The sequence below is a fragment of the Halorubrum halophilum genome (assembly GCF_000739595.1).
Classification (GTDB): Archaea; Halobacteriota; Halobacteria; order Halobacteriales; family Haloferacaceae; genus Halorubrum; species Halorubrum halophilum.
Genome location: NZ_BBJP01000071.1, coordinates 1 through 13,010, shown reverse-complemented (window position 1 = coordinate 13,010; position 13,010 = coordinate 1). Strand labels below are relative to the sequence as shown.

At 51.3% G+C, this 13,010-nt stretch carries 9 protein-coding genes; 6 read left to right on the top strand and 3 right to left on the bottom strand.

What is annotated here, in order from left to right; genetic code table 11:
• The first annotated feature begins 867 nt into the window (after positions 1-867).
• From ACP96_RS15535 to ACP96_RS18245, 5 genes are all read left to right on the top strand, one after another.
• Positions 868-1,704, top strand: coding sequence for a ParA family protein (locus ACP96_RS15535; protein ID WP_050034020.1), 837 nt, complete (start codon positions 868-870; stop codon positions 1,702-1,704).
• Positions 1,701-2,141, top strand: coding sequence for a hypothetical protein (locus ACP96_RS18875; RefSeq protein WP_154020502.1), 441 nt, complete (start codon positions 1,701-1,703; stop codon positions 2,139-2,141). Before ACP96_RS15535 ends, ACP96_RS18875 begins: the two co-directional genes overlap by 4 nt.
• Positions 2,142-2,188: 47 nt before the next feature.
• Positions 2,189-2,815 (top strand): ArsR/SmtB family transcription factor, encoded by a 627-nt coding sequence (locus ACP96_RS15530; RefSeq protein ID WP_050034019.1) that lies wholly within the window; start codon positions 2,189-2,191, stop codon positions 2,813-2,815.
• A gap of 394 nt (positions 2,816-3,209) precedes the next feature.
• Positions 3,210-3,761 carry a hypothetical protein gene (locus ACP96_RS15520; RefSeq protein ID WP_050034017.1) on the top strand — a complete coding sequence of 184 codons (552 nt, stop codon included), beginning with the start codon at positions 3,210-3,212 and terminating at the stop codon, positions 3,759-3,761.
• Positions 3,762-3,946: 185 nt separating this feature from the next.
• Complete coding sequence (locus ACP96_RS18245; protein ID WP_082222596.1) at positions 3,947-5,326, top strand: HNH endonuclease; 1,380 nt, start codon at positions 3,947-3,949, stop codon at positions 5,324-5,326.
• Positions 5,327-5,673: 347 nt separating this feature from the next.
• On the opposite strand, the gene ACP96_RS15510 is transcribed toward ACP96_RS18245, so the two are convergent.
• The 3 genes from ACP96_RS15510 to ACP96_RS15500 form a co-directional block, all read right to left on the bottom strand.
• Positions 5,674-6,060, bottom strand: a complete 387-nt coding sequence (locus tag ACP96_RS15510) for a winged helix-turn-helix domain-containing protein (RefSeq protein WP_050034015.1) — start codon at positions 6,058-6,060, stop codon at positions 5,674-5,676.
• Between the two features lie 160 nt (positions 6,061-6,220).
• Positions 6,221-9,280 carry a hypothetical protein gene (locus ACP96_RS15505; protein ID WP_154020501.1) on the bottom strand — a complete coding sequence of 1,020 codons (3,060 nt, stop codon included), beginning with the start codon at positions 9,278-9,280 and terminating at the stop codon, positions 6,221-6,223.
• A 406-nt stretch (positions 9,281-9,686) separates the two neighbouring features.
• A complete protein-coding gene (locus ACP96_RS15500; protein ID WP_050034013.1) occupies positions 9,687-10,793 on the bottom strand; it encodes a tyrosine-type recombinase/integrase in 1,107 nt (368 codons plus the stop codon).
• A 148-nt stretch (positions 10,794-10,941) separates the two neighbouring features.
• On the opposite strand from ACP96_RS15500, the gene ACP96_RS18240 reads away from it, so the two are divergent.
• Entirely contained in the window at positions 10,942-12,258 is a 1,317-nt protein-coding gene (locus ACP96_RS18240) for a hypothetical protein (RefSeq protein ID WP_082222595.1), read from the top strand.
• The last annotated feature ends 752 nt before the right edge of the window (positions 12,259-13,010 follow it).

The window sequence follows — 13,010 nt, the reverse complement described above, 5'->3', positions numbered from 1 at the left end:
AAAATCATAACCTATAATCCCCAGCGACACACTTGGTTCACCATTGAGAGACCATTCATGAGACTGCTACGAAATCGGTCTGGCAGCAAGCCGCTATCCAACTACTGGATGACGGGGAAGAGCGAAAGATCCTATGGATTCACAATAAATTCGATGAGGAAAGCACAAAACCGCTAGATTGCATAGAGATAAATGTCTGGGAACTGCCGGATTTTCAGCAGTGGCCAATAACTCGTTTGATCTGTGCTAAAGGCTCGTTATAAATACAGTGTGGATTCACGAAAATCGCTAGAGAGCACGATGATTCGATTTCACCACAAAAACAGTATGAATTCCTGAAGATTCATAGAAGTGAATGGAATTTCACCAACAATCACGATCGTGACCAATCAACCTGCGATAATAGTTAGAAAGTCAACCTAGTCGGGTGTTGATAAGATGTGGAGATCCCCTCGTTGTAAATAGCATACGAAATTCTGAAAATCAAGAGACGGCAGAATTCGGCCGATATTGTAAATAGCATATGCAAAGTATGAAATCGCTGTACAGCACCGATCGTTGTAAATCGCATTAGAATTGTATGAGAATAAATTGAGAAAAGGTCACGCATATTTTGTATAATATGATAGGTGAATTTTCTTATTAGGAGAGAAGCGGCGTCGCAGAACCACATCAAGTCTAACGAGATCGTAGTCCGCGTAAGGACAAGAACTGTAGTGGGGCAAAGTAGTTCACCGAGTACAGCATTATTTCAGGATTCTTTAGTCCCACTGATACATACTGCTAGTAAGTATAACTCGTTAGTCTAACTATTCAGTATAACTTGTTAGTCTAACTTTTAAAAGTGTCTGAGTCTTATTCGTGTCTATGCTCACGTACACTACGTACTCCGAGGCGGGGGGAGTCGGGAAGACGACCCTCACGGCGAACCTGGCTGACGCCCATACCCAACAAGGACGAGATGTACTGGTTATCGACTTGGATCCACAGCAGGGATCGCTGACGTACCTGCTTGGCATCCCAGCATCCCGTGATGATGGTGAGGCTGATAATATCGCTCGGCACCTCATTGATCGCCCGAAAGGTGCGTTCAGTGATCTAATCCAAGACACTCCGTATGACTTCGATGTTATCCCATCACACGATATGCTTGAGAACTTGCCACAACTGCTAACGAAGGCGCAGGAAATAGCCGAGGATCTCGATGAGGAGTTTGCTCCGAACGATCAACTACGGCAAGTCCTTTCTGCTGCCGGTATCCCGGACAAGTACGATACGGTTATTGTAGATCCACCGGCAACAGCTGGACCCCAGTTGTATAACGCTGTGTCAGCAACACGCTCGTTGGTACTTCCTGTGGAACCAACAGGGAAAGGGATACAATCAGTTGAGGGCCTTGAGGATATGGTAGTGAATCTTGAAGATACGCTCGGTTTCAACGTAGGCATTCTTGCAGTTGTTCCGAATGGGATTGGTAGCACATCCAACCAAGAACAGTATCTTGCCGAGATTCAGGACCTCGGGTACGACGCACCTGTCGCGCTACGTGATCGGTCCTCTCTCTTTGAGGGGTGCTGGGATCAACAATGTACTGCGTTTTACTACGTCGGTTATCACCGATCTGGGCGGCGCGACTACGAGGTCGAGACATTAGATAAACTACGTGACCTTGCAGCACACATCGAAGAGGTGGGAGATCAATGACGGATGGAATGAAATCAGGAGCAGGCAGTGACCCGTTTGCTACTGATACCGACGACGACGGAGAGTCATCAAAAGAATCCGAAGACCCGAATGAAGATGTGGATGGGACAGCCGGTTCGTCCTCGCAATCGAACGTGGGTACTGACTCTTCGCCTGATCAAGAACTACAGCCGACTTCAACGGAAGAGAGTGTGGAAGATCTACCCTATATTTTCGACCGATCGAGCGTCAAAAGTGAGCGGAAAGCAACTCAGTACTTTCTACGCGAGGAGACACAAGCAACTGAGAAAGATGCCTTACGAGCCGTTGAACAGGAGCTTGGGGCCGATGTCTCTCTTATTGATCTTCGAGAGGCTTTGGTTCGAGTTGGGGCTGACCATCTCGATGATGTTGCTGATGAACTCCGCGAGTGGGGGTATCGATTCCGTGAGGAGTAATTATCCAAGACAAACGCTTATGGTTTCGAGTTACGTAACTCTACACAATGAGCTACGAGACAGAGCACGTGCGGAATGTAGGCGACGGCATACAGCCGATTACTGGCGTCCCGACCTTTACGGAGCTACTCACAAATTCGGCTCTCGCTGGCCTCTATACAGCGATTCGTCGCTCACCAGGGATTACTGCGCCCGATCTCGTCGAGACGGCAGATGTCTCGAAAAAGACGGTCTACGAGTACCTACACAGATTAGAACAGGCGGGCCTCATCAGTGAGATAGGAGATGGGACCAGTCCCAGCCCGTACGAAGCTGAGGACTTCGAGTTACAACTCACAATTCGAGGCGTTGAAGTGTCGATCACTCCTGAACTCGTCGCAGTCGTCGCACACGCTGACGAATATCCGATCATCGCCCGGGTGCGCGACGACCACGGACTCGTGACCTTCGCCCTCGCTCACGATCTCATTAAATCCCATAGCGAGGGCGACATCACTGTCCGGCAAATCGTTAGCCTCACTAACCTCTCACACGGAACCACATACGATCTTCTGGAAGCGCTCTATGCAATCCACGACCTCGGTGATGCCGACTCCAGTCCAACTACGTACACGCCAGCTGACGTGGTGGGCGAAGACGACGACCTACTGACGGAATTGACTGACCAGCAGTGAATGTACACGGCAAATATCGTAGATACGGTGGTTTTTCGCAGTCTGGGGCAATCTTCGAGTCCACACGTCAAATCGCTCAAGGACGCGGCTGAACAGGCTGGAACAGAACTCTGGGTTCCATCGCCCATTTACCGAGAGTTGACGGACTACGGGGCGGAGCCGCCGGTGAATCCCTATGAGACGGAGTTGTCGCAGTTCCTCACGCAATCTGCAGAGAAGTCCGAGTGAATCCCATAGCCAACGGTGACTCACACAGACCCTGCGAGTCCGGGTTACCCGTGGAATCAGGATACATTTCGAGTATCAAGTCGAATCACTCGGCAGAGGTGACCGATAGTTGCGTATCTTGGGATGTCTATTTCAGTAAAGAGGTTCGACGTATACGCCAAATAGTATGTCGGCCTTCTTGATCCAAGTCAGCGGCCATGCTATTGAGGAGAAGGCACAACCGGAGTACATAGCAGGCGCGCAAGGTCCTCGTTTCTGTGACGAACCGCTCAAACACGGCGAATACTTCAATGCCAGTCCATACTGGAAGCGGGACGGATTCGGCCGTCGGAAAGCGTGGGTATCCATCGAGCCAGGTGATCAAATCCTGCTCTACTGTACTAGTAGCGTGGACGAACACGGCGCGTGCCTCAGCCACATCTTGACTGTTGAGGATGTATCTCTCGACGACACGGACGGGGCCCGGCTTACTTTTTCAGCGGTTAAGGAAATAGTCCCGAAGGTATCCTACGGGGACATACAGTCCGAGGTTGAGGCTGGGCGACTTTCTGAGAAGATGCAGTACTGTGGTCAAGAGGGGTTCAACATCACCCAAATCGACGATGCCGATATTGAGCGAATACGTGAAGTCGTCCGTAAGATCGGATCAAATGAAACCAGACCACAGTCACACCCAGATGACTCCTTATCGAGTATTGCTGACGATTACTTTGGGTGAGTAGCTTGGTCACAGCTTTGCGACTCACAGTAACCGATCGTAGTTCAAGCGAGGCTCTTGCCTTGGTGAAACAGCTACCTGAAAGCTGATACGAGAGAGTTTGCGGTGATGAATATAGAGGATTAGTTCAGCAGAGCCACGCCGCCGAGGAAACTTCTTTGAGCATATCATCGTTACTATTTGATATGGATATACCATTCCCGGGGGACCCGTTCAAAGCCGAAGTGGCGACCACTACACCTGATGGCGATACTCTTGTGAAAGTAGTCGGCGATAGGGATGAGAGCAGACCTGTGAAAACTTTTCTTGAGTCCGATAATTGTTTCATCGATGTTGTGCAGAAGTTCTATAATGTCGGTCCAACGGACTTCTCTCAAGACGAGACTGTGGAAGTCAGACCGTTTTCGGCAAAATATGCTATGTGCCTCTCTGGTTCTGTGGACGATCCAAATTATGTGACCAGATTCAAAGGTACCTCTGGGTTCTTTCAGGGCGAAATTATTGACAAGGATCGAGATTCGGGAGAAGGTATTCTGTTGGACAGTAATGACGGCACAAGATACGCAGTCGGACCAATAACTCAAGACGCGGTAGATCGAGAAGTATTCGCGTATAATTTAGCAGATAGCCCAATGGAGCATGAGAATATACCAGCCAGTGGATTCGCAATAGTACTCGATACAGATGTTTGGGGAAAGGACAGCTTCGGAAGATCATATTATGACTGGGTTCGCAAGAGAGGCGGGACGAAGAATAGTAGGGCAGCACCACCGTCCTCAATATTATTAGACCTTATTCAGCCATGTGTCGGTGATGTCTATACCGTAGAACCGGATGATGAAGGCAACGGCGATTTTGTTGTCGAGACGATAGAGAACAAGAACAACATCAATATCGGACGGTGCTCGCTCACCCCCGGAGAAAAGATTCGAGTCAGGATGTTTGATCAAGGCCGAGACTACGCAGTCTGTTGCGATCAGTCCGTCTACACAGAAGATTTTAGATCCAGACTTTGTAATCAAATCACTCAGGAAGAAATAGAATTTTTCTACAATATACATAATAGATTCAACGATGATGTGATATTCCGACCAGAGAGAAGTACTTCCGGGGAACATGAAAAAGTAGCTTCGACTGGTGAATCTGCCGAAAAGCGGGAGTCAGAGCCCGTCATTAATCAACCAGATTCAAATAAAGGCCTCACAGATCTGCGGAGAAAAGCCGAAAGAGTCGCCACCGAAAACCCAGCACGAGATACCTCGGCAACTCCTGGTTCTGCTTATCAACGATCTGAATCCATCAAGCAGTATGCGAAGGCACGTGCGGATGGGAAGTGCGAGTACTGTGGGGACCAAGCACCATTCGAAACACCAGAAGGTGAACCCTATTTGGAAGTCCACCATATAGATGAACTCGGTGAAGGCGGCGAGGATAGCCCCGATAAGGTTGTTGCACTATGCCCCAGTTGTCATAAAGAAATCCACCACGGGGTCCAAGGTGACGAAATGAACGATGAGCTCCGTCAAAAACTCGCTGATGGTTTAGCCGAGGTTGGCGCACAGTAGGACGGCATAACGATCGCTGGGGCTTTCTAATCTGCGGTGAGGTGAAGACTGTCAATTCTCCTGTCATCGACAGGAGTCAGAATCTCTATTTATACTAAATTGAGTATCTCTGAACAAAGAAAGCCGATACTGAATACGCGCTGTGTATTCATAACGACCGGTTATGGCAAGTCCCAGATAAGTTATCCTACTTCATTGTTTTCGGTAAGAGCCCGAGCGAATAACTCCGACGCCAGAGCAGGCCGGTTCGTAAACTCCCACGTATAGATACTAATACGTGCCAGTTGACGAAGATTCGCCTCGCCGTCAAACTCTATCAGTCTCGACAGGGACAGCGGAAACAGTCACTACGGTCCAGAGCCAGTAATATTCTGGACATCAGACGTGATCTCCTGCTGGCCGATATGTGTGATCTGGTAGAAGGTTTGCCGGCCATCTGTATCCTCTGGAGTTCCAACACGGGTGATCAGACCAGCATCAACGAGTTCTCCGAGGTGGTGGGTGAGATCAAATCCAGGATCGTCGATGACCTCAGCGAGTTCCTTCCGGGCGACTTCCTCACGATCCCACAGGTAATACAGGATCGCGTACCGTCGCCCATTCCCCAGTGCTGCTTTCCGTGTGACGTGATCCGTGAGCGTTCCCATACTCCCGCTAAACAACTGGTCATCCACGTACCGCACTAAATCATCCTCATCAGGATCAGGCGTCGTGGGGGTGGGCTCCGAGGACATCGTTGCTTGAGCATACAGCGTGGATCCAAATGAATCCGCCGACTATAAAGAAAATATTCTCTGTAATTAATGGATATTATTTCCCGGAGCAGGGGTAAGTACGGTATCACCGAATTGGGATTACCGAAGAGGGGGATAATTCACCCTGTGTCAGGGGGCGCTATCCTCTGATTTCACCGTAACCATCCCCAGCTACTGGTGAGTCCCCAGACTGGCCGTGAGGGCTCAACTTGTTCTCGTCTTGGTTCGTAAACTCCCACGTATAGATACTATTACGTGCCAGTTGACGAAGATCCTCATCGTCGTCAAGTTCTTCCAGTTCGACAGGGTCGAGGTCTACGTCGCCGTGATCGCTGAGGCGATGCAGGCCGTCGTCGCGCCACACCACTCGACGGCCATCCTCATCGTCCTGTTCGCGGTCAAGGATGCCTCGTTCACGCAGCGTTTCGAGGTGGTTGAACACCTGTTGCCGTGAGAGGTCAACACACGGGTGATCAACAATTGCGGCTGTGGTCGCTTCGCGGAGCTCTTCGAGTGCTCGCACGACGGCTTGCATTCCGTCGCTCCACGTCTTGACGATCCGCCCTTCACCGGCGAGTGGTACCCACTCGGGGAGTGTGTCCGTGTGGACGTAGACGACAGCGCCGTTGCCGTCACGGCCGAAACGCATCGCTGCTTGGAGCGTATCGTGTTCACGCATATGCAGGAGAACCTTATCGCCGAACTGACCGTAGGAGAGATCGCTACCCTTCTCGCCGTTCCGTTCGACGGCCTGTCCAGCGTACGCACCCCACTTCTTGATGAACCCGTCACCGTAGTGGTTGGAACCGATTACGACGCCGAGGCGTGTGTCGTCGAATTCGTTACTGCCGAGGACATCGCCGTACCATTTGACGCAGTCCACAGGGCCGTCGATAACGCGGTCGCCGGTTGGAGCGCTACGGTCCAGATCAATCAGACCTGCTTCGTCGTATTCGTTGAGTGCGGTTGTGGTCGTGATCAGTGCCGGGCGTTGCCCGTGTTTCTCGACGACTGCGTCGAGCAGTGCAGCATCTTTTTCTACAGCAATACGATCGGCAGCAGATCCAGGATTAGGGTTGTAGGGTTTGACGTACTCGGTAGTCCGGACGAGGTTGAGGTTGAGGGCGTCACGGATGTACTCTGGACGCTCTTCGTCTTCGAGTACTGGCCGATGCGTGAGTCGTTCGCCGACTGCGAGTTCCCACATCCGCTTCGTCGGGGTGCCATCAAGGGCGACGACGCTACTGGCGTAGTTGAGAGCGGGCGCGTGTAGGATTGAGACTGCACCAGCTTCTCGATTGTGAACCCCAATCCCAACATCGTCGATTTCGGTATACTCAAAGCCGTTGCCGAGATCCTCGCTATCGAGAAGTGTGTATACTGCGATTGGAGCAGCAGCGTGTGCCTTCCCGTCATCGAATACGTGCATCTCGTCCGATTCGACGCTGTTGTGCTTGAACCAGAGGAGTGCCTGCCCTCGTCGCTCTTGATCATCGCGGTTTTCGATGAGATCAGTGTAGTCGTCGAAGGGAACGTCAGGCGTGATGTCGAGCCAGTAGGAGATAGCGCCCTGAAGTTCGGAGTCAAGAATTGTTTCGTATATATCGGGGAACTCGTCGAAGACAACGGCTCGTCCGACGGTTACTTTCGGTTTATATGCGTGTGAGTAGTGGCCGATGAGGACATCGAATTCGTCCGGGTCGAAGTCCCATCTGCTGGTATATGGGCAGGTCCGAGCGTCGTCATCTTGGCAGGGGAGTGGATGGTCAAGGACATATTCGGCGGTCTTGTGGATCTTTTTCGGGGTTGCACCGCGCTGATACCAGTTACGAACAGTGTTGGCTAAGTCCTCACCGTGCGTGCCGTTGGCAGTATCACAGTGGCGAGTGAAACTCGGGAGCGTATAGTAATCCAAGCCGAACTCGTCGCACCACTCTCTGAACTGCTCGTATTGCTCGTTATGCCCGCGGCCAGTGAGAATCGTGACTTGCTGTCCAGTCTCAGCAGCGGCTTTCACAGCGCCGTAGGATTTCCCCATCGTGGGCAGCGCTTCAACCAGCATCTGATCGTGCTCTGTGTATGCCTCAGCGATTGCGTTGGTCGTACGTTCACGTGCTTCGGGGATGGTGAGTGTCTTGTCGTCCTGCTGGGTAGCGTGTTTCCAATCCCATCCGCTGGCCGCGGTTTTGAGATCTCGTTCAGCAGGCGGTAGTACTCCGATCGGTTCTTGTTCACCGATATACGTGGGAATCGGTGCACCGGCTTCACGGGCTTTCTTGATGGCTTCCCACCACTTCTTGCCGGCGAGGCGTTCACCGGGGCGTGACAGGATACCTTGCTCAAGCGCGAATAGCTTGAGAACGCCGAATGTTTCGCCTTTCTTCTGGTCATAGAATATCTCGCGGTCGGGAGTGTGGAGTGAGTCCTTGCCGCTGGAGTGCCGGTACGTACTGGGATCCCAGGTTTCCCACCCGGTTGAGTCGGTGCCGACCTGACGAGTCCTAAGAGAAAGATCCTGTGGCCGGAGCTGGTCGACAGCAGCTAGCACGTCCCGGGCATCTTCGGTCATTTCGTCAGCGGTCGTGGCATCGGGTACGTAGTCGTCAAGATCAGCACGGTCGCGGTCAGTATCGTGCTGTACCTTGGGCGCGTCGCCGTAGCCGTTAGCTTCCAAGATCGATCGGAGCGCGTCAGCGTTCCACTCACAGATGTCAGTTGGTGTCCCACGTACGTGGTCACCGGTAGCTACGCAGACGTGTGTACCAGCGTAAATTTCGATGGACGGGAGCTCTTCGTTCGTCCCCCAAGGCTCAGAATCTAGAGGAAAAGATGCCTGGGTCGTACCGTCGAGTGGGAGTCCGTCAGGCGCTATGTATGGCGCGTGGATGCCCGTGCCTGAGATCGATACGTCCGCGTAGGTGAGACCAAGATGTTCGAGGATCGCTACGAAGGCTGGGTGAACCTCACCGGTTTCAGGGTCACGGACATCGTCACCGTCGACGAATGCGAAGGGGTCGTCTTCCTGCTGTAGGAAGACGCGACCGTCGAGGCGCTGGTCATGCTCAGCCATCGCAACCTTCTCACCGTCAACATAGTTCTCAGACAGGCTCCACTTGTACCGGGCATCTTTGTCGGGGGCAGCATCGGGGTGATCACGGACACCCCAGGGTGCGAATGGGAGCTTATCGCGGTGACCCATCCATTGCTCACGTTCGAGCCATGCAGGCGGGTATGCGTCGGACGTTGGGTTGGAAAAATCAACCTCGCTCCAAACCCCGGTGGTGCCTTTCCCGCTAACCGAAATTTTGCGGGTCGTATCGGTATTCTTGGCGCACTCCTTGTCAGTATCGCACTGATGACTACACATTGCGCCCAAGAAAAAATTCAAAGAGTTCCTGGCAATTTTGGCAAATTCAGATTTATTACATTTCCAAATCCAGATTTTTTCGCGCCTTTAAGTACATCTCTGTATCTACGATAGGAGAGAGATAGAGGCTAACTCCCTTGTGAATGGTTTAATCGTACCTCTCACAAATACGAAGCCGATCGCGTAACTAATCTAACTGAGTGAAGATGCCGTTGAACCGCCTTGGGAGAACCAGCGACTACAGGTATCCGCGATCGTCAGATGCTTTTTCGAGTTCTTGCCGCCGTAATTCCCGCTTCGTATCCTCATCAACTTCCTCGTAGTATTTTTCTATCACGTCTTCACTGGCATCACATCGATCACTGATGACGTGAAGCGGGATGCCTTCTCGCCGTAGGTTCGAGATGTACCCGTGTCGGAGTGCCACAGGTGGTTTACTGAACGGGCACTTGGTAGCTTGGTCAATCGACTCCATAGCTTCGCAGGAATTCTCGTCACGGCCGTCGGGACAGTCCTGCCCAATCATACACGGACGACTCCACTTGTAGACATATTTCCGAATTGTACCCGTCGATAGGCGACCGTAGGTGCTTGTTAGCAGAGGCTCACGATCATCTTCGACAATATCGATCCGGTGCACATCGATATAATCACCGAGTACCTCAGCAGCAGTGTCACTGATACTGACTGAGTTCTCGCTATTTTTCCCGTTTTTGAGGCGTGTTTCTCCCTCTCGATGCTGGAAGTCAATGTGCGGGTTCTCTTTATCGAGAGATACGTCCTCACAATCAAGAGATCTGAGGTCACTGGGACGCCGCCCAGTCGCAGCGAAGAGTACCCAGACAGCGTGTTCACGGGTTGCGTATTCGTACTTTTCGAGGTGATCGAGAATCGTTTCTAATCGTTCGGCAGCGAAATCAATATCGCGTTTTCCATCGCCAGGGTCCAACGAGGGGATCTCTATTTTCCTGTACAGGCCGGGCCTCACCGCGTCGATCGATGCCAAGAATCGGGTGAAGCTCCGCAACAGGTACATCTCATCCCGCATAGTTTTGTTCTTGAGTGGTTCATCCTCGTCGTGTCCTTCGTTGCGCCGCCAGATTTTGAACTCCAGGAATATTCGGCCTGCAAGATCCGATGTATCCTCAACACCATTCCGCTCGCAGTAATCCGTGAACCGAATTAATTCGTCTTCATACTCACCGAGCGTGCTAGGCTTGAGCTCCGATTCATTATTTTTCAGGAATAGGTCGACCGCTTCGTCGAACGAGAGTGGGTCCAACGAGTCACCGTATTCGTGCAGGACGCGTTGGATCTCGCTTGAGAGGTCGTCGTCTACCGACATGAGCAATCACCGTCCAACGGGTGCGTGTTTATCGTGCGCTGCTGCTGACGAACTGTTGTACGTCGCATACACGCACATCTAGCCTCTTACAGGCTGATTCGAGTGAGCCCCAAAACTACTTTTTCTATGTTCTTTATATACTTCTCTCATGGATGCCCCTCTCTGGGATACGAATGAGGTAGATCCTGATGAGCAACGAAGTTTGAGCGAGATCGAACAACAATTTCTCCTGACTGGTGATCCGGGCACGTACACTATCTCCAGGACGGAAGATCGAGTTGGTACTAAAGCGAAAAAGCTCCCCGATCGGGTTCAGCAATTGATTGACGACATATCGCTACTGTACCACGGTGGCTATCTGGAAGATAATGAGGATGAAATCTGGGACAGTCTTCTTTCAATTTCGGGTCGCTCACAGATTGTTCGAGAGTCACCGATTGCCCGAACAGCCGACCAGCGATCAGACCCAGAATTAGATTTCGGCTTCGAGGTCGGTAGTATAATCCGTTTGCTTCATGACGAAGATGTGCCGGCAGAGCTCGTTTGGGGATTTATTATCGGGATCGTTGGGGAATCTGATCGGGACTGGGAACGGGAAGCGAAGAATCTGGTTGAGTTATTCGGGGAGTTGGAAGACTACTATGAGACGCGCTTGGTATCTGCCGGTACAGAGGCCCACGAAGATGATGGTTTCCAAGAAGAGCGAAACGAAATCCGTGAGATACTACGTGAACAAGGATTTGCTCCCGCGCCACCCCTAGTTGACGCTGTTTTACAGGAATACACGCGGCACGGGATTGACGACGAGACTCTCGCTCACCTTGAGAATATGCAAATGTCCTCATCAACAGATCCCACTCCAACGGAGCAACAGGAGTATACACGGGACCAGATTGTCGACGAGACTTCCGTCGAACTTGATTACACGGACTTGTCCTCATCAACTGATCCTAACCCAACTGAGCATCCTGACCCCCCGAGTGAGAGCCCGACTTCAGAAGACGCTCACCGAACCGGTTTCGAGTCTATTGTGTCCAGGCTCGCAAATCAAACCCGGCTCCGAAGTATTGATCGCCTGGCTAAAGATCTGAGAGAAGACGTGTTTCACATCCAGAGCCGTGAGCTTTGGAGTGTTGACTTCGATTCAATTGTCTGCTCCTTGGGAGAGAATGGCAAAACGCATGTTGAAGATTTTGACGAAATAAAAGCCACTCGACATAGCAGGACGCATGTTCTTGGACGACTTTCTTACAAGGATTCCAGTGAAGTGAATCGTCCGGTGACGCGAGAAGATCCAGATGCAGAGTGGTCACTAACTCCTTATGGTGAACTTCTGTATAAGACCCGTATTGAGCAAAATTGTTCCACGAACTGGATATACAACTTGGTTGTAAATCCGGAACGTCTTGATGACGACACAGCGTCAATAATCTCTCGTGTTATAGAGGGTAGAAGTGAGCCATAGTATAGTTACAACAGAAGCTACACCATCTCCATTCACTCGTCGTTTGGCCAGTCGTTTGGCAGCCGTGACAACGTCGCCTTAATGGTGAGATCGGCGAAATCCGTCTGTTTTCGCAACCAATTAGCCGCCTTGACATAGGCGTCTTGACCGTTTGGAATGTAGATCCCATCTGGAGATTGCACGACGAATGGGAGTTCCAGCACTTCGGTTTTGAGAACGCGGGCGAGTTCGTCGTGGTCATCTGTTCCCGCTACTAAGCGAATCAGTTGTTTAGCTTGGATAGGTGACCCCTATGAGTGACGGTGAGTCAATTTCCAGACAAACTTCGCCGCAGCATCCGACATTACGGGTTTTTTCTGTACCGCTGACATTTATAATATTAAAACCAAGATGACGCCCATGCCCAATGGGTTTAACACGCGTTTGGGTCAATACAGAATTACCAGAGTACCCTTCGCCTGGAACACACTATGTCAAGCCAGAAATCACCCGCTGACCCCGTTGAGGATCTCTCAATAGACGAAATACGCGACGAATACCCCAGTGGATGGCGGATTCTCGTGCAGAATGAAAGCGTCGGCTATATTCTTGATACACTGCTGGATGCACTACCCGGATCCGAATTCACGAAGACAGAACTCGCCAACAAAGCAGGCGTCAGTCGCCAATCCGTGTATACGCATTTGGATCTCCTTCTGGTACTGGGTGTTCTTGAACCCGTTGAGGATTCGTACGTGTTTAGCCCCGTCTGA

Excerpts from the sequence above, each read along its gene's own strand:
- ACP96_RS18240 (WP_082222595.1), top strand. The coding sequence starts at position 10,942 with ATGGATGCCCCTCTCTGGGATACGAATGAGGTAGATCCTGATGAGCAA.
- ACP96_RS15535 (WP_050034020.1), top strand. The coding sequence starts at position 868 with ATGCTCACGTACACTACGTACTCCGAGGCGGGGGGAGTCGGGAAGACG.
- ACP96_RS18875 (WP_154020502.1), top strand. The coding sequence starts at position 1,701 with ATGACGGATGGAATGAAATCAGGAGCAGGCAGTGACCCGTTTGCTACT.
- ACP96_RS15500 (WP_050034013.1), bottom strand. The coding sequence starts at position 10,793 with ATGTCGGTAGACGACGACCTCTCAAGCGAGATCCAACGCGTCCTGCAC.
- ACP96_RS15505 (WP_154020501.1), bottom strand. The coding sequence starts at position 9,280 with ATGGGTCACCGCGATAAGCTCCCATTCGCACCCTGGGGTGTCCGTGAT.
- ACP96_RS15510 (WP_050034015.1), bottom strand. The coding sequence starts at position 6,060 with ATGTCCTCGGAGCCCACCCCCACGACGCCTGATCCTGATGAGGATGAT.
- ACP96_RS18245 (WP_082222596.1), top strand. The coding sequence starts at position 3,947 with ATGGATATACCATTCCCGGGGGACCCGTTCAAAGCCGAAGTGGCGACC.
- ACP96_RS15520 (WP_050034017.1), top strand. The coding sequence starts at position 3,210 with ATGTCGGCCTTCTTGATCCAAGTCAGCGGCCATGCTATTGAGGAGAAG.
- ACP96_RS15530 (WP_050034019.1), top strand. The coding sequence starts at position 2,189 with ATGAGCTACGAGACAGAGCACGTGCGGAATGTAGGCGACGGCATACAG.